The following is a 16,282-nucleotide window of genomic DNA, read 5'->3' as shown; positions in this document are numbered from 1 at the left end:
TCTGCCCCCACCTCGTGCGTCGGATCCGATGCCCCACCGTAGCGCGCGCGGCGCCGCCGGGTTGACGGGTCCGGCGTCTGCCCCCTCAGGGGGTCAGCTGCCCGTGCCCGTACGACCCCAGTCCGGACCGACTTGGGCCCAGGCGCGGTCGAGACGCGCGTACCGTCGCCGCACCAGCCGTTGTACGACGAGGCGGCGGCCGCTCTCGACCAGGAGCCCGGCGAGGAGCGCCACGGTGAACCCGGCGACCAGGGCGTGGGCCCGTGCGGTGTCCGGGGGCATCGGCGGGGTCACGGGCCGGCCGGACCGGTCGGTCCACAGCGGGAAGGTGGCACCCGGATGCGCCTGCTGACGGGTGGCGGTCACCGTGCCGGTGTGGATCGTGCCGTCCGGCGCGGCCCAGTCGGCCACCACGGACGGCCGGAGCCGCTCTTCCGCGGCGAGATCGGCGGGCTGCCGGCCGGGTCCCCGGTCGGCAGCCCGGATCACCCGGGCGACGGTGGGGACGCGTTCCTGCAGCTGGACGCGGACGGAGCGCTGCAGCGCGGCGTCGGCGGAGACCCCGGCGGCCCAGCCTGCCGCGGGCACGGCCAGGCAGAGCAGCACGGCGGCCACCAGCGCCACCCATGCCTCGACCAGGTCGGTGGTCCGGCGCAGGGGATTGTGCCGCCAGCGCCAGAGCCCGGTGGCTGCACGCACGCTCCGCACCCCCTCGTCTCGTCGACGGCCCGCGAGGGCCCTTCGGCGGTTACCGCTCTTCCAACGAGTGTGACCCCGGGGTGGGTTCCGCGCCTCTCGGGAGGAATCCTGCGGGCGGTCGCTGAGAGGCCGGTTGGAGGTCGGTGAGAGGTCGGTTGGAGGTCGGTGGATGGCTCAGTCGAGGATCTTGACCGGGTCGCCGACGCGGATGGTCCCGCGGTGCTCGGGCACCAGGTTCTGGCCGAAGACCAGCTGGTTGCCCTGCTTGCGGTGCCGGCCCAGGGTGCGCAGCGGCTCCTTGCCCCGCTCGCCGCTCCGCTGGTCGGTGGTGGTGACCACGCAGCGGCCGCAGGGCTTGGCGACCCGGAAGACGACGTCGCCGATGGACAGGCGGCGCCAGCCGTCCTCGGCCCAGGGCGCGGTGCCGTCGATGACGACGTTCGGCCGGAAGCGGTTCATCGGCAGCGGGCCCTCGTCGGCGTGGTCGCCCTGCGCGATCAGGGAGTTGAGGGCGTCGAGCGAGGAGGTCGTGGTGACGAGCAGCGGATAGCCGTCGGCGAAGCTGACGGTCTCCCCGGGCAGCGCGAACTCCGGGTCGACGGGCCGCCGGTGGGCCGGGTCGTCCATGTGGACGAACCGCACCTCGTTCCCCAGGTAGTCGCTGAACCAGGCGTCCGCCGCCGCACCCGCCGGGACCGACTGCACGACGGTGCCGAAGACGTCCACACCGATCGTGCCGTCGGGCCCCGACAGCTCGGGCACCTCGACCGTCAGCGGCTCACGGCCGGGCGCGGACAGCGCGACTCCGCCGCCCGGCAGCAGTTCCGCGGACGCCAACGCCAGCCGCGCGTGCTGACGTTGGGTCACGACCTTGCCCGCGGTGTCCACGACGGCCCAGCGGCGGTCACCGGCCAGTCCCCATGGCTCGACCTCCGCCTCCGCGGGGGCGAACCCGCGCAGTGCCTTGACCGGGTGGACGTGGACGGAGCTCAGGACAGGAATCGGCATGACGCCATCCTGCCAGTCGCTCCACCGGCCCAGAAGGCCGGTCCCGTCAGTAGCCGCGGCCCTGGTAGGGGCGGTTGTACGGGTCGTCGTACGGCGCGGGCGCGGGCGCCGGAGCAGGGCGCGCCGCCGCCGGGCGCATCGCCTCGTACCCGGTGGCCATCGGGCGCGGCTGCTGCTGCGCCTGCGGGGCCGGGTAACCGCGCGGGGCGGCGGGCTGCTGCGGGATGTACGGCGCGGGGGCGGCCTGGAGCGGCACGGGCGCCATCAGCTGCGTCGCCGGGGCCATCTGCGCGGCCGGCGCCATCTGCGGGGCCGGGGCCGGGAACGGTGCCATGGCCGGGGCCATCTGCGGGGCGGCGGGCTGCGGGTAGCCGTAACCGCCGTTGCCGCCGTACGCCGGGGCGGGCGGCTGCGGGGAGGGCGCCGCCGGGAGGGCGGGCAGGGCCGCGGGCAGCGCCGGCAGGTAGCTGCTGCTTCCGGAGAAGCCGCTGCCGGTGTCGTACGCGGAGGGCACTCGGATCGGGGCGATCTGAGGCGTGCCCCGTTCTGCGACGAGGGAGTCGTAGATCGGGGTGTCGGGGAACGACGGCGCGGTGTGGTAACCGCCTCCGTAGGTGGAGCGCGGGGAGGTCATGGCCATAAGTTAAGCCCACGATGTGCTGTCTGGGGAGTCCGGTAAGAGGGTTGTTTGAAGCGTTCGTTGAGACCACCGAAGTGCAATGTGAGCGAACCAGACAAAATCGGTCGCGCCGCAGGTCAGCGATCTTGAAAAAGCCGAGTTCGGGAGGGGTTACCCGCGGGTTGCGAGCTTGCCCGTGATGCCCGTTCTCAGTGCCCTGTAAAGGAATCTTGACGTTTCGGCAGACGCGGTGAGCGTGAAATTGGCCCGATGTTCAGGAACCGGGATGAGTACCGGGCGCGGATTCCGGCCTGGCGTATGTGCGTCCCTTCCACGCCGCGCCCCGCCCCCGATAGTGCTGCACCGCCGAGTCCGCCGTCATCAGCAGATAGAGCAGCGCGGTGAACGGCAGCAGCGGCGCGAGCCAGGCCGGCTGACGGTAGTAGCGCAGCATCGGCAGATACGTGAAGGCCATCACCGCCCACGCGGCCCCGCCGGCCCACGCCGCCGGAGCGTCGTCCGCGAGCAGCCCGGCCGCCAGTGTCACGGGCGGCACCAGATAGACGAGCGCGAGGCCCGCGACCGTTCCGAGCAGCAGCAGCGGGTTGTGCCGCAGTTGCGCGTACGCGCTCCGCGCCACCATCCGCCACAGGTCGGCGAGGCGCGGGTACGGGCGGATGCTGTCCACCCGCTCGGCGAGCCCCAGCCAGATGCGTCCGCCCACCCGCCGTACCGCCCGGGCCAGCGAGACGTCGTCGATCACGGCCTGCCGGATCACCTCCGGCACCCGGGCCCGCTCCGCCGTCTCCGCCCGGAGCAGGACGCAGCCGCCCGCCGCCGCCGTGGCCAGCGGACGCCGCCGGTTGATCCAGCGGAAGGGATAGAGCTGACAGAAGAAGTAGACGAAGGCCGGGACGATGAGCCGCTCCCAGCCGCTCGCCACCCGCAGCCGCGCCATCTGCGACACCAGGTCGAGCCGGTGTCCGGTCGCGGCGGTGACGAGGAGCCGCAGACTGTCCGGCTCGTGTGCGATGTCCGCGTCCGTCAGAAGGAGGAACTCCGGCACGCGCGCGCGTGCCAGCGCCATTCCGTGGCGCAGCGCCCACAGCTTGCCCGTCCAGCCGGGCTCCGGCTCGCCCGGCCGGACCACGGTCAGCGGCAGCCCGCCCCGGCAGCGCGCCAGCTCCTCGGCGAGCCGCCCGGTGCCGTCGCTGCTTCCGTCGTCGACGAGGATCACCTCCGCCGGGCCCGGATAGTCCTGGGCGAGCAGCGACGGCAGGCTCAGCGGCAGCACCTCGGCCTCGTCGCGGGCGGGGACCACCACCACGACCCGCGGCCACTCCTCGGGCGCGCTCGGGGGGTGCGGCAGGCGCTGGTCCGTGCGCCAGAAGAATCCCTGGCCCAGGAGCAGCCACCCCCAGACGGCCAGGGAACCGGTCGCGATCCAGGCAAGCGGGCTCATTCGCCGCAGTCTGCCCCAGATTGCCAGGGAATCAAGGGCGGTCGGCTAGGGTGACCGGGTGAAGATCGCACTGATGGACTCCGGAATCGGCCTGCTCCCGGCAGCGGCGGCTGTCCGCCGCATGCGGCCCGACGCCGATCTGGTGATCTCCTCCGACCCGGACGGCATGCCCTGGGGCCCGCGTACCCCCGAGGGAATCACCGAGCGGGCCCTCGCCGTCGCCCGGGCCGCCGCCGCGCACGGGCCCGACGCGCTCATCGTCGGCTGCAACACCGCCACCGTGCACGCCCTGTCGGCCCTCCGCGCCGAGCTGGAGCCCCGTATCCCGGTGATCGGCACCGTGCCCGCGATCAAGCCCGCCGCGATGGGCGGCGGCAAGGTCGCCATCTGGGCCACCCCGGCCACCACCGGCAGTCCCTACCAGCGCGGGCTGATCGACGACTTCGCGAACGGCGCCGAGGTCACCGAGGTGCCCTGCCCGGGCCTTGCCGACGCCGTCGAGCACGACGACGAGGCCGCCGTACGCCGGGCCGTCGCCGCCGCGGCCGAGCTCACGCCCCCGGACGTCCGGGCCGTGGTCCTCGGCTGCACCCACTACGAGCTGGTCGCCGAACTCATCCGGTCGGCCCTGCACCGTGCGGACGGGCAGCCGCCCGTCGTTCTGCACGGCTCGGCCGGGGCAGTCGCCGCGCAGGCGCTGCGGCGGATCGGCGCCGAGGCCGACCCGGCCGCGGCCCCGACCGGCGGACTGACCGTGCTCCTGAGCGGCCGGACCGGCGAACTCCCGAAGGCCGCGCTGAGCTACGCGGAGGGCCGCTCCCTGGCGGCGGCGGCCACCGCGCGCTGAGCCTCCCGGGCGCACGGGGCGTACCCGTACGACTCCGCCGGGGCGCCGTGACGACGGAACGTGCGTAGGCTGTCACCATGAGGGACCACTCTGTGAACCAGGGTCCCGAGGGACCCGCACCCCCGGTCTGGACCGGACGCGCGACCAACCGGATGCAGTGGCTGCCGGCCGTCGCCGGGGTCGCCTGCATGGCGCTCGGCATCGCAATCGCCGTCAGGTCGTCGTGGACGTCCGGCATCGCGCCGCTGCTCATGGCCGTCATCGGCTGCGTCGCCGCCGGCCTGCTCGTGCTCTTCGGCACGCTCGCCTTCGTGCACGTCGCCGTCCGTGTCGACCAGCGCGGCATGGAGATCCGCTGCGGCCACATCGGCGTACCGCGCCGCCGCATCCCGCTCTCCCACGTCGTCGACGCCGACTTCGCGCCCTCCGTCACCCCGCGCCAGTGGGGCGGCTGGGGCTACCGCTGGCGCCCCGAGAAGGGCACCGCGGTCGTCGTCCGGCGCGGCGAGGGCCTGATCCTGCGCCTCGGCGACGGCCGCACCTTCACCGTCACCGTCGACGACGCCGAATCCGCGGTCCACGCCATCCGCTCCCTCCTCCACCCGACGCCGCCCCCGGCACCGACGGGCCGGGCGAGCGCCTGAGGCCGCCGAGGCGCGAGGCCCCGCGCTGCTGAGGGGGGCCGCGGGCGGGCCGGTCCGTGGGGCGCGAGCTCGCGTGGCGGCCCCGTCGTCCCTGCGCGGTCGGCAGCCGCGTGCCGGATGCCCGCCTCGCCCCGGGCCCCCGAAGGGCAGGCGAGCCAGCCGTGGCGACCGCCGCACAGTCCTATGGGGGGCGCCCGGTCGCGGGCCGTGCTCCTGTCGGATGCGCCGCGCGCCGTAGACTCCGGCACGTGAGCACCACCATCGCACCTGCCGACGTGCCCGAGTCCCCCGTTCCCGCCACTGCTCGCGCGCGGGGCCGTGGTCCGCGCCGGCTGCTGCGCCCGGGCGCGGCCGTGCTGTCCGGACTGCTGCTGTTCCTGAGCTTCCCGCCCCGGCCCCTGTGGTGGCTGGCCCTGCCGGCCTTCGGGCTGCTCGGCTGGACGCTGCGCGGCCGCCGGCTGCGGGCCGGATTCGGTCTCGGCTATCTGGCCGGCCTCGGGTTCCTGCTGCCGCTGCTCGTGTGGACCGGCGAGGAGGTCGGGCCGCTGCCGTGGCTGGCGCTCGCCGCCGTGTCGGCACTGTTCATCGGCGTCGTGGGCCTCGGCATCGCCGCCGTCTCCCGGCTGCCCGCCTGGCCGGTGTTCGCCGCCGCCGTCTGGATCGCCGGCGAGGCGGCACGCGCGCGCGTGCCGTTCGGCGGCTTCCCCTGGGGCAAGATCGCCTTCGGCCAGGCGGACGGCGTCTTCCTGCCGCTCGCGGCCGTCGGCGGCACCCCGGTGCTCGGTTTCGCCGTCGCCCTGTGCGGCTTCGGCCTGTACGAGGTGCTCCGCCAGGTCCTGGCCCGGCGCGCCGCCGCCGGGACCGACGCCGCGCAGGCCGGGACCCGGCCCCGTACGCCGCGCGGCCCGCTGCTCGCCGCCGCCCTCGCCGTCCTCGTACCGGTCACCGGCGCGCTCGCCGCGCTGCCGCTGGTCTCGGACGCGGCCGAGGACGGCACCGCCACCGTCGCCGCCGTGCAGGGCAACGTGCCCCGCCTCGGTCTCGACTTCAACTCCCAGCGCCGCGCGGTCCTCGACAACCACGCCAACCGCACCAAGGAGCTCGCCGCCGACGTGAAGGCGGGCCGCGAGCCGCAGCCCGACTTCGTGCTGTGGCCGGAGAACTCCTCCGACATCGACCCGTACGCCAACCCCGACGCGTTCGACGTCATCAGCCAGGCCGTGGCCGACATCAACGCGCCCACCGTGATCGGCGCCGTGATCGCCCCGCCGACCGGCAAGCTGCGCAACACCCTCATCCAGTGGGACCCGAAGAAGGGCCCGGTCGCCGAGTACGACAAGCGCCACGTGCAGCCCTTCGGCGAGTACATCCCGATGCGGTCCTTCGTCCGCCTCTTCAGCAGCGACGTCGACCGGGTCCGCCGTGACTTCGGCCCGGGGCACAAGGTCGGCGTCTTCGACCTCGCCGGTACGAACGTGGGCCTCGCCACCTGTTACGAGGCGGCCTTCGACTGGGCCGTCCGGGACACCGTCACGCACGGCGCCCAGCTGATCACCGTGCCCAGCAACAACGCCACCTTCGGCCGCAGCGAGATGACCTACCAGCAGCTCGCCATGTCCCGGGTGCGCGCCGTCGAGCACAGCCGCAGCGTGGTCGTGCCGGTCACCAGCGGCGTCAGCGCGGTCATCCGGCCCGACGGGACGATCGTCGCGCAGACCAAGCTGTTCACCCCGGACGTGCTGGTCGAGAAGGTGCCCCTGCGGTCCTCGCTGACCCCGGCGACCCGGATGGGCATCCTGCCCGAGATGCTGCTCCTCCTGGTCGCGGCGGGCGGCCTCGGCTGGTCGGCGGCGCGCTCGGTGCGCGCCCGCAGGGCTCGCACGCCCTGATCGGGAGCCGGACCGGGCCTGACCGGACCGGGGCACGACCGAGGTGTGCATCCCGCCGGACCGGGGCCGACGGGGTCTCGCGGAGATGATCTAGGGTCGAGTCATGGGCACCCCTGACTTCATCCGCGACCTCCGCGCCTCCGCCGGCCACCAGCTGCTCTTCCTGCCGGGCGTGTCCGCCGTCGTCTTCGACGACCGCGGACGCGTACTGCTCGGGCGCCGCGCCGACACCGGGATGTGGGCCATCGTCGGCGGCATCGTCGAGCCGGGGGAGCAGCCCGCCGCCTGCGCCGTCCGCGAGGTGTACGAGGAGACCGGCGTGCGCTGCGAGGTGGAGCGGATCGTGCTCGTCCAGACCCTGCGCAAGCCCGTCGTCTACCCCAACGGCGACCAGTGCCAGTTCATGGACGTCTCCTTCCGCTGCCGGGCGGTCGGGGGCGAGGCCCGGGTCAACGACGAGGAGTCGACCGAGGTCGGCTGGTTCGAACTGGACGCGCTCCCCGAGATGAAGCGTTTCTCCCACTTCCGGATCGAGAAGGCCCTCAAGGACGAACCCACATGGTTCGACACCACGGCCCTGGGCTGAACTGTGTGCCCGGCACACATCGGTCGGGGGTGTGCGGCTCCCTAAGGTGCGGAGCATGAGCGCCCCCATCACCACAGGACCCGCCCCGGACCCGGCCGCCGGACCCGCCCCGGACTCGGCCGCCGCGGCCCGGCCCGCCGCCCTCACCGCGCCCGAGACCGGCGCCCCCGACCTCTCCGGGCGCACCGCGCTTGTCACCGGCGCGGCCGGCGGCATCGGCCGCGCCTGCGCGCTGCGGCTGGCCGCCGCCGGGGCCGTCGTCAGAGCCGTCGACCGGGCCGCCGACGGGCTCGACGCGCTGACCGAGGCAGCCCACGCACTGCCCGGCCGGGTCGAGCCGCGGCCGCTCGACCTCACCGACCTCGACGCCGCCGAGGCACTCGCCGCCGGCACCGACATCCTCGTGAACAACGCCGGGCTCCAGCTCGTCCGCCCCATCGAGGACTTCCCGCCGGACGTCTTCCACACCATCCTCACCGTGATGCTGGAGGCCCCCTTCCGGCTCATCCGCGGCGCGCTGCCCGGGATGTACGCGCAGGGCTGGGGCCGGATCGTGAACATCTCCTCCGTCCACGGACTGCGCGCCTCCGCGTACAAGTCCGCGTACGTGGCCGCCAAGCACGGACTGGAGGGCCTGTCGAAGACCGCGGCACTCGAAGGCGCCCCGCACGGCGTCACCTCCAACTGCGTCAACCCCGGTTATGTGCGCACGCCCCTCGTCGAACGGCAGATCGCCGACCAGGCCGCCGCCCACGGCATCCCCGCCGACCGGGTCCTGACGGACGTACTGCTCAAGGACTCGGCGCTCAAGCGGCTGATCGAGCCCGACGAGGTCGCCGAGGCCGTGCTCTACCTCTGCGGCCCGCACACCTCCTTCGTAACGGGTACCTCGCTCACCCTCGACGGCGGCTGGACGGCCCACTGACGCCCACGAGGCCCCGCGAGCCCCCGCGAAGCCGCCGAACCGAGAACCCACGAGCCCCACGGGCGCACCTCCCCGTTGTCCACAGGCGGTTGTCCACAGGGCTGGTGCGACCCCCCGTACGACAGGTATCCCTGTGACCATGACCCACGAACAGGCCGTCTACCTGGAGCTCCTCGCCCGCGGCGCCGCGACCGAGGCGTACGACCGCCCCGTGCTGCTCGCCCGTGCGGGCGGCGCGGGGCCCGCGGAGCTGGCCGAGCTGGAGCAGGCCAAGCAGCTCGCGCTGCGGGTCCGGGCCGAGCTCGAGGGCCGGCGGCGGCGCGAGGCCGAGCTGTCCGCGCTCTTCGAGACCGCGCACGACCTCGCGGGGCTGCGCGACCTCGACGACGTGCTGCGCGCCATCGTGCAGCGCGCCCGCTCCCTGCTCGGCACCGAGGTGGCCTACCTGAGCCTCAACGACCCGGCCCGCGGCGACACCTACATGCGGGTCACCGAGGGCTCGGTCTCGGCCCGGTTCCAGCAGGTCAGGCTCGGCATGGGGGAGGGGCTCGGCGGACTCGTCGCCCAGACCTCCCGGCCGTACGTCACCGAGGACTACTTCCAGGACGAGCGCTTCCAGCACACCGAGGCCATCGACAGCGCCGTCGGCGACGAGGGCCTCGTCGCCATCCTCGGCGTGCCGCTCACCCTCGGCAGCCAGGTCATCGGCGTCCTCTTCGCCGCCGACCGGCGCGCCCGCGTCTTCGAGCGGGAACAGGTCGCGCTGCTCGGCTCCTTCGCCGCGCACGCCGCCGTCGCCATCGACACCGCCAACCTGCTCGCCGAGACCCGCTCCGCCCTCGCCGAGCTGGAGCGGGCCAACGGCATCATCCGCGAGCACAGCGGGGTGATCGAGCGTGCCTCCGAGGTCCACGACCGGCTCACCGAACTGGTGCTGCGCGGCGGCGGCGTGGACGACGTGACCGCCGCCGTCTCGGAAGTCCTCGGCAGCGCCGTCGAATTCGTGGAGGAGCGGCCCGGGCCCGCCAGGATCTCCGCCGGTCACGCCACCCGCCACGGCGACGACTGGGTGGCCGCCGTCTCCGCCGGCGGCGAGACCTTCGGCGCCCTCGTGCTGCGCGAGCGTCCCGACCTCGACCCCGTCGACCTGCGCACCCTGGAGCGGGCCGCCCTCGTCACCTCCCTGCTGCTGCTCGCCCGCCGCTCCGCCGGAGAGGCCGAACAGCGGGTCCGTGGCGAGCTGCTCGACGACCTGCTCGACGCACCCGACCGCGACCCGCGCCTGCTGCGCGAGCGCGCCGCCCGGCTGCGCACCGACACCGCCGCCCCGCACGTGGTGCTCGCCGCCCGTATCGACCGGGCCGGCGCCGGGACGGAGGCGGACGCCGGAAGCCGGGAGAGCGCCGACCGGCAGCGGCTGCGCTCGGCCGCCTCGCATCTGGCCGCCACCCGCCACGGCCTGGCCTCGGCCCGCGACGGCGGCACGGTCCTGCTGCTGCCGCTCGGCCCCGGGGAGCGCGCCGCCGACCTGGCCAGGCAGACCGCGAAACACCTGGGCGGCGCCCTCCGAGAGCCCGTCACCGTCGGGGCCTCCGCCCCCGTCACCGCGCCCCTCGCCCACCCCGAGCGAGTCGCACCGGCCTACGCGGAGGCCCGCCGCTGCCTGGACGCGCTGCGGCTGCTGCACCGTCAGGGCGAGGGCGCGGCCGCGGAGGACCTGGGGTTCCTGGGCCTGCTGCTCGCCGACGCCCGGGACATCGAGGGCTTCGTCGACCGCACCATCGGTCAGGTCGTCGCCTACGACCGGCGCCGGGGCACGGAGCTGGTGCGCACCATGGACGCGTATTTCGCGAGCGGGATGAGCCCGGCCCGCACCAAGGACGACCTGCACGTCCACGTGAACACCGTGGCCCAGCGCATCGACCGGATCGGCCGGCTGCTCGGCCCGGACTGGCAGTCCCCGGCCCGCGCCCTGGAGATACAGCTGGCCCTCCGCCTGCACGCCCTCTCGGACGCCGTCATACGCTGAACCGGCCGCCCGGCCGGCGCCGCAGCCCCGGCTCCCGGAGCCCGTACCGCCCCGCACCGCCCACGGAAGGCCGCCCCCACCATGACCCCACCGACCCCACCACCCGCACCCGATCCGCTGCCGCTGGCCGGCATCACCGTCGTCAGTCTCGAACAGGCCGTGGCCGCGCCCTTCGCCACCCGCCAGCTCGCCGACCTCGGCGCCCGCGTCATCAAGGTGGAGCGGCCCGGCGGCGGAGACTTCGCCCGCCGCTACGACACCACCGTGCACGGCGAGTCCAGCTACTTCGTGTGGCTCAACCGGTCGAAGGAGTCGATCACCCTCGACCTGAAGACGGACGGCGGCCGCGCGGTCCTGGAGGAACTGCTCGGCCGCGCGGACGTGTTCGTGCAGAACCTCGCCCCCGGCGCGGCAGCGCGCCTCGGCCTCGGGCCGGAGGCCCTGGCCGAGCGGTTCCCCTCGCTGATCGCGGCCGGTCTCTCCGGTTACGGCACCAGCGGGCCGTGGTCCGAGCGCAAGGCGTACGACCTGCTCGTGCAGTGCCAGACCGGCCTGGTGTCGCTGACCGGCAACGAGCACGGCACGGCCCGCGCCGGAGTGTCGGTCGCGGACATCGCCGGCGGGATGTACCTCTACAGCGGCATCCTCACCGCCCTGTTCACCCGCGCCACCACCGGAGTCGCCCGCGCCGTCGAGGTGTCCCTCTTCGAGGCGCTGGCCGAGTGGATGCACCAGCCCGCCTACTACACGCGGTACGGCGGCACCCAGCCGCCGCGCATCGGCACCCGGCACGCCACGATCGCGCCGTACGGCGCGTTCACCGCCGCCGACGGCAAGGAGGTGCTGTTCTCCATCCAGAACGAGCGCGAGTGGGTCGCCCTGTGCGAGCGGTTCCTGGACCGGCCCGAGCTGGCCGACGACCCGCGGTTCGCCACCGGCTCCGACCGGGTCGCCCACCGCGACGAGCTCGACGCGCTGGTCGCCGAGCGTTTCACGCGGATCGACAGCGTCGCGGCCGGCAAGCTCCTCGACGAGGCGGGCATCGCGAACGCGGGCGTGAACGACATGGCGGAGTTCCTGGCGCACCCCGTGCTCGAGGCCCGCGAGCGCTGGCACGACGTCCGGATACCCGGCGGCGCCCGGGTGCCCGCCCTGCTGCCGCCGGCCGATCTGTCCGGCACCGCCCCGCGCATGGACGCCGTGCCCGCCGTCGGCGAGCAGACCGAGAGCATCCTGGCCGAGCTGGGCCGCACGCCCGCCGAGATCGACGCCCTGCGGGCCGCCGGAGCCGTCTGACCCGGTCCGCCGGGGGCCGGTTGCGGGTCCGGGTACGAGCCCGCGGCGGGGCCCGGGGCGTGTCCGGGTACGGGCCCTGGGCCCTGGGCCGGGTCCGGGAACGGCCCGTGTCCGAGCCGGTCCGGGAACGGTTCCGTGTCGGGTCGGTTCAGCTACGGCTCGGTGTCCGGGTCGGTCCGGGGCAGGACACGGTCCGGCGTCACGGCCGTCAGGCCGTGCGGTAGAGGCCGGTGAGCAGTTCGATCACCGCCTGCGTGGCCGGGTGCGGGTCGTCCCGCCACCAGGCCAGGCGCACCGCGACCGGCTCGGCGTCGCGCACCGGGCGGTAGACGACACCGGGCCGGCGGTACTGGCTGGCCGTCGCCTCCGCGCTCATGCCGATGCGGCGGCCCGTGGAGATCGCGGTGAGCCAGTCGTCCACGTCGTAGGTGTCCTCCGTCGCCGGCCGGGCGTCGGGCGGCCACAGTTCCGGGGTGGTGGTGCCGGTGCGCCGGTCGATGAGCAGCGTGTGGCCGCTGAGATCGGCGAGCCGCACCGAGCGGCGCCGGGCCAGCGGATCGTCGGCGGCCATCACGCACAGCCGCCGCTCCAGGCCCACGATCGCCGAGTCGAAGCGTCGGTCCTCGACGGGTCTGCGCAGTACGGCCAGGTCGCAGGAGCCCTCGGCGAGTCCGGCGCTCGGCGTGTTCACCCGGATCAGCTGCAGCTCCGTGCCGGGGTGCGCGGCGGCCCACTGCCGCTGGAACGCGGGAGTGTGCCGGCCGAGCGCCGACCAGGCATAGCCGATCCGCAGGGCCGGCTCGCCGGACCTGGCCTCCCGGACCAGCTCGTCGGCCTCGGCCAGGACCCGGCGGGCGTGCGCCACCACCCGTACGCCCGTCGCCGTCGGCGTCACCGAACGGGAGGTGCGGCGCAACAACCGCACGCCCAGGGCCCGTTCGAGCGCGGCCAGGGTCCGGGAGACGGCTGCCTGGGACACGCCGAGCGCCAGGGCCGCGTCCGTGAAGGTGCCCTCGTCGACGATCGCGACGAGACAGCGCAGCTGGCGCAGTTCCACATCCATACGTCAAGCGTATAGATCGACGCCACACATGCATTTTGTGCAAGGGCAACCCGAGAGGACGATCCTGGACATGCCCACAGCCCCCACCGCCGCCGCCGGGCCCGCCGTCGACGCCGAGCCCCCGCACCGCACCTCCCCCGCCGGTGTGGCCGCCATGCTCGGCAGCGGCCTGTCCACCCAGATCGGGGCCGCGACCGGTTCCCTCGCCTTCCCCGTGCTCGGCCCCGTCGGGGTCGTGGCGGTCCGCCAGTACGTCGCCGCGGTCGTCCTGTTCACCATCGGCCGCCCCAGGCTGCGGGAGTTCACCCGGCACCAGTGGCAGCCCGTGCTCGGCCTCGCCGTCGTGTTCGGGACCATGAACCTCTCCCTGTACACGGCCATCGACCGGGTCGGTCTCGGTCTCGCCGTGACCCTGGAGTTCCTCGGCCCGCTCACCATCGCCCTGGCCGCCACCCGCCGCCGGGTCGACGCCTGCTGCGCGGTGCTCGCCACGGCCGGAGTCGTCGTCCTCATGCGCCCGCAGCCCACCACCGACTACCTCGGTATGGGCGCGGGCCTCCTCGGCGCCTGCTGCTGGGCCGCGTACATCCTGCTCAACCGCACCGTCGGCCGCCGCGTCCCCGGCGCCCAGGGCAGCGCCGCCGCGGCCGGGATCTCCGCCGTGATGTTCCTGCCCGTCGGCCTCGTCGTCGCCCTGCGCCACCCGCCGACCGCCGCCTCGCTGGGCTACGCCGTCGCCGCAGGCGTGCTCGCCTCGGCCGTCCCGTACCTCGTGGACCTGTTCACGCTGCGGCATGTGCCCCCGGCGGCGTTCGGCCTCTTCATGAGCGTCAATCCGGTGCTCGCCGCGCTGGTCGGCTGGATCGGCCTCGGCCAGCACCTCGGCTGGGCCGACGCGGCGGCCGTAGGAGCGGTCGTCACCGCCAACGTCGTGAGCATCGCCACCTCAGCCCGCTGAGGCGACCCCTCCGCCGGGGCCGCCGCCGGCCCTTCGCCGGGCCTTCCGGAGGACCGCCCGCCGGGCCCTCCGTCGCCGGGCCCTCCTGCCCCGGCCCCTCCGGCCGGCTGCCCTCCGCCGCCGCAGCCGCGGCCCGGTCTCCGGCGCGGGCCGCGCGCAGCGTCGTGTAGACCGACCACACCACCGACACGATGGGCACCGCCACCACCGCACCCACGACGCCGGCCGCGATCGTCCCCGCGACGACCGAGATCGCGACCACCAGCGGATGCAGCCGCACCGCCCAGCTCATCACCAGCGGATGCAGCAGATGCCCCTCGATCTGGCCGATCACCACGATCAGGGCGATCACGATCCCCGCCACCAGTGGGCCCTTCGACGCCAGCGCCACGACGGCCGCGATGGCAAGCGCGATCGGCGAACCGAACAACGGGACGAACGCCGCCGCGAACTCGAGCAGCGCCAGCGGCACGGCGAGCGGCACCCCGAGCACCCACAGCGCGAGCCCGACCAGGATCGCGTTCGTGGCCGCCACAAGCACGATCCCGTGGGTGTACCCGGTGAACGTCCGCCACGCCGCCCGCGCCCCCAGATCCGTACGGTCCTGCACGGAGTCCGGCAACTGATCCCGGAACCACACCCAGTGCCGGTCACCCGAATGCATGAAGAACACCGAGGAGAACAGCGCGAGCACCAGCGTGGCCAGCACCTCGACCAGCCGGCTCGCCCCGCTCAACGCCCGGCTCACCAGCGCCGAACGGTGCGACGACAGGAACTCGCCGATCCGCGACTGCACATCGGACAGCGTCTTCGGATTCAGCCGGAACGGCGGCTGCTGCAACCAGTGCTCGATCCGGTCCACACCCGTCCGGAACTCCCGCACCAGCGTCGTGCTCTCACCCGCCACCGCCGCGCCCACGAGAGCCAGAACCCCGAGCACGAGCGCGATGCTGCCGAGCAGCGTCAGCGCCACCGCGAGCCCGCGCGGCACCCCCTTCGCGACGACATCGGCGACCGGCCGGAGCAGGGCGGTGACCACCAGTCCCAGGAAGACCGCCACCCCGATCTCGTGGAACCGCCCGAGCACCGCGAACAGCGCGTAGACGAACACACCGACGACGAGCAGGCGCCACGCGTACGCGGCGGCCGTACGGAGGAACGGGGCGACCGCGGGAGGAATGCCTGGCTGCATGGCCATCGACGTACCACCGAGACCCGCCCGCCCCACGCCAACGCCCCGACATTCGCCCGACCGGGTCGCGCCGCACCGGCGTCCGGCTGGGGCGCGTCCGTCGGATCAGCGGCCGGGCGCCAGGTCCGAAGGGTCCGTGTTCGCGCCGCACAGGACCACGCAGACCTTTTCGCCCGGGGCGGGGCGGTAGGCCGGGGCGGGCGAGGCGAGGGCCGCGTAGGCGGTGGCGGCGGCGTGTTCGACGGCGAGGCGGTGGGAGTCCCAGAGGGCGCGGCGGGCGCGGACGATCTCGGCGTCCGGGACCAGGACCGAGTGGACGCCGTCCTGGCGGGCCGCGTGGACGGCCGCCGCGGAGGCGCGGCGGGCGCCGAGGGAGTCGGCGGCGACCGAGTCGACGGTGACGTCCACGGGTCCGCCGGCGGCGAGCGCGGCGTGGAGCGCCCGGCAGTTCTCCGGCTCGACCGCGACCGTACGGACGCCGTGCCGCCGGGCGGCCGCCGCGACGCCCGCGAACAGACCGCCGCCGCCCACCGACACGACGACCGTGTCGAGACCGGGGACCGCCCGGCGGATCTCCTCCAGCAGGGTGCCGGCCCCGGCGGCGACGAGCGGATGGTCGTACGCGTGCGAGGCGAGCGCCCCGCTCCCGGCCGCGAACGCCTCGCAGGCGGCCAGCGCCTCCGCGTACTCCGCGCCGACGAGCCGTACGTCCGCCCCGTAACCGCGCAGCCGGTCGACCTTCACCTGGGGCGCGGTCTGTGGCAGGAAGACGGTCGCCCGCACACCCTGTTCCCGCGCCGCCCAGGCGCACGCGAGTCCCGCGTTGCCGCCGGAGGCGATGGTCACCCCGGCCTCCGGCAGGGTGCCGGACTCGGCGTGGGCGCGCAGGAAGTTCCGCGCGCCGCGTGCCTTGAAGGAGCCGGTGTGCTGGAGGAACTCCAGGGCCAGGAACACCTCGGGCCCGCTGCTTCGTTCCGCCGCGGGCACGACGGCGACGGGGCGGACGAGACCGGCGATGCGCTCGGCGGCGCGCTTCACCTCGTCGTACCTCACACGGGGCTCGGC

General features: G+C 74.7%; 15 protein-coding genes. 8 read left to right on the top strand and 7 right to left on the bottom strand.

The window, feature by feature from the left end; genetic code table 11:
* Window positions 1-93: 93 nt before the first annotated feature.
* The 4 genes from ACIRSU_RS03815 to ACIRSU_RS03800 form a co-directional block, all read right to left on the bottom strand.
* Entirely contained in the window at window positions 94-699 is a 606-nt protein-coding gene (locus tag ACIRSU_RS03815) for a hypothetical protein (RefSeq protein ID WP_403788866.1), read from the bottom strand.
* Between the two features lie 174 nt (window positions 700-873).
* Window positions 874-1,707 (bottom strand): MOSC domain-containing protein, encoded by an 834-nt coding sequence (locus ACIRSU_RS03810; RefSeq protein WP_403788864.1) that lies wholly within the window; start codon window positions 1,705-1,707, stop codon window positions 874-876.
* 46 nt (window positions 1,708-1,753) lie between these two features.
* Entirely contained in the window at window positions 1,754-2,341 is a 588-nt protein-coding gene (locus ACIRSU_RS03805) for a DUF6643 family protein (protein WP_403788862.1), read from the bottom strand.
* 259 nt (window positions 2,342-2,600) lie between these two features.
* Window positions 2,601-3,788, bottom strand: coding sequence for a glycosyltransferase (locus ACIRSU_RS03800; protein ID WP_403788860.1), 1,188 nt, complete (start codon window positions 3,786-3,788; stop codon window positions 2,601-2,603).
* Between the two features lie 58 nt (window positions 3,789-3,846).
* Here ACIRSU_RS03800 and ACIRSU_RS03795 point away from each other — a divergent pair, with 58 nt between their 5' ends.
* The 7 genes from ACIRSU_RS03795 (at window position 3,847) to ACIRSU_RS03765 (ending at window position 12,004) form a co-directional block, all read left to right on the top strand.
* A complete protein-coding gene (locus tag ACIRSU_RS03795; protein ID WP_403788858.1) occupies window positions 3,847-4,635 on the top strand; it encodes a glutamate racemase in 789 nt (262 codons plus the stop codon).
* Between the two features lie 77 nt (window positions 4,636-4,712).
* Entirely contained in the window at window positions 4,713-5,279 is a 567-nt protein-coding gene (locus ACIRSU_RS03790) for a hypothetical protein (protein ID WP_403788856.1), read from the top strand.
* Between the two features lie 248 nt (window positions 5,280-5,527).
* Entirely contained in the window at window positions 5,528-7,168 is a 1,641-nt protein-coding gene (gene lnt / locus ACIRSU_RS03785) for an apolipoprotein N-acyltransferase (RefSeq protein ID WP_403788854.1), read from the top strand.
* Window positions 7,169-7,271: 103 nt separating this feature from the next.
* Window positions 7,272-7,754 (top strand): NUDIX hydrolase, encoded by a 483-nt coding sequence (locus tag ACIRSU_RS03780; RefSeq protein ID WP_403788852.1) that lies wholly within the window; start codon window positions 7,272-7,274, stop codon window positions 7,752-7,754.
* 55 nt (window positions 7,755-7,809) lie between these two features.
* A complete protein-coding gene (locus ACIRSU_RS03775; RefSeq protein WP_403788850.1) occupies window positions 7,810-8,679 on the top strand; it encodes a 3-hydroxybutyrate dehydrogenase in 870 nt (289 codons plus the stop codon).
* 139 nt (window positions 8,680-8,818) lie between these two features.
* On the top strand, window positions 8,819-10,708 hold the full coding sequence (locus tag ACIRSU_RS03770) for a helix-turn-helix domain-containing protein (RefSeq protein WP_403788848.1): 1,890 nt from the start codon (window positions 8,819-8,821) through the stop codon (window positions 10,706-10,708).
* Between the two features lie 81 nt (window positions 10,709-10,789).
* Window positions 10,790-12,004, top strand: coding sequence for a CaiB/BaiF CoA transferase family protein (locus ACIRSU_RS03765; protein WP_403788846.1), 1,215 nt, complete (start codon window positions 10,790-10,792; stop codon window positions 12,002-12,004).
* A gap of 208 nt (window positions 12,005-12,212) precedes the next feature.
* Here ACIRSU_RS03765 and ACIRSU_RS03760 read toward each other — a convergent pair whose 3' ends face one another.
* Window positions 12,213-13,067 carry a LysR family transcriptional regulator gene (locus ACIRSU_RS03760; protein ID WP_403788844.1) on the bottom strand — a complete coding sequence of 285 codons (855 nt, stop codon included), beginning with the start codon at window positions 13,065-13,067 and terminating at the stop codon, window positions 12,213-12,215.
* A 70-nt stretch (window positions 13,068-13,137) separates the two neighbouring features.
* On the opposite strand from ACIRSU_RS03760, the gene ACIRSU_RS03755 reads away from it, so the two are divergent.
* The gene (locus ACIRSU_RS03755) at window positions 13,138-14,025 is read left to right on the top strand and encodes an EamA family transporter (protein WP_403788842.1); all 888 of its coding nucleotides are present in this window, start codon (window positions 13,138-13,140) and stop codon (window positions 14,023-14,025) included.
* On the opposite strand, the gene ACIRSU_RS03750 is transcribed toward ACIRSU_RS03755, so the two are convergent.
* Window positions 13,985-15,217, bottom strand: coding sequence for an AI-2E family transporter (locus ACIRSU_RS03750; RefSeq protein WP_403789386.1), 1,233 nt, complete (start codon window positions 15,215-15,217; stop codon window positions 13,985-13,987). The genes ACIRSU_RS03755 and ACIRSU_RS03750 overlap by 41 nt on opposite strands.
* A gap of 105 nt (window positions 15,218-15,322) precedes the next feature.
* On the bottom strand, window positions 15,323-16,270 hold the full coding sequence (locus ACIRSU_RS03745) for a serine/threonine dehydratase (protein WP_403789385.1): 948 nt from the start codon (window positions 16,268-16,270) through the stop codon (window positions 15,323-15,325).
* Window positions 16,271-16,282: the final 12 nt, after the last annotated feature.

This window comes from Streptomyces sp. NPDC101160, assembly GCF_044768205.1.
Lineage (GTDB): Bacteria > Actinomycetota > Actinomycetes > Streptomycetales > Streptomycetaceae > Streptomyces.
Note: the sequence above shows the minus strand (reverse complement) of the source record. Positions and strands in the feature narration are given on the sequence as shown.

Bases quoted from the DNA above. Each gene is read 5' to 3' on its own strand.
- ACIRSU_RS03755 (WP_403788842.1), top strand. From the start codon at position 13,138: ATGCCCACAGCCCCCACCGCCGCCGCCGGGCCCGCCGTCGACGCCGAG.
- ACIRSU_RS03770 (WP_403788848.1), top strand. From the start codon at position 8,819: ATGACCCACGAACAGGCCGTCTACCTGGAGCTCCTCGCCCGCGGCGCC.
- ACIRSU_RS03790 (WP_403788856.1), top strand. From the start codon at position 4,713: ATGAGGGACCACTCTGTGAACCAGGGTCCCGAGGGACCCGCACCCCCG.
- ACIRSU_RS03750 (WP_403789386.1), bottom strand. From the start codon at position 15,217: ATGCAGCCAGGCATTCCTCCCGCGGTCGCCCCGTTCCTCCGTACGGCC.
- ACIRSU_RS03780 (WP_403788852.1), top strand. From the start codon at position 7,272: ATGGGCACCCCTGACTTCATCCGCGACCTCCGCGCCTCCGCCGGCCAC.
- ACIRSU_RS03765 (WP_403788846.1), top strand. From the start codon at position 10,790: ATGACCCCACCGACCCCACCACCCGCACCCGATCCGCTGCCGCTGGCC.
- ACIRSU_RS03805 (WP_403788862.1), bottom strand. From the start codon at position 2,341: ATGACCTCCCCGCGCTCCACCTACGGAGGCGGTTACCACACCGCGCCG.
- ACIRSU_RS03800 (WP_403788860.1), bottom strand. From the start codon at position 3,788: ATGAGCCCGCTTGCCTGGATCGCGACCGGTTCCCTGGCCGTCTGGGGG.
- ACIRSU_RS03760 (WP_403788844.1), bottom strand. From the start codon at position 13,067: ATGGATGTGGAACTGCGCCAGCTGCGCTGTCTCGTCGCGATCGTCGAC.
- ACIRSU_RS03810 (WP_403788864.1), bottom strand. From the start codon at position 1,707: ATGCCGATTCCTGTCCTGAGCTCCGTCCACGTCCACCCGGTCAAGGCA.
- ACIRSU_RS03775 (WP_403788850.1), top strand. From the start codon at position 7,810: ATGAGCGCCCCCATCACCACAGGACCCGCCCCGGACCCGGCCGCCGGA.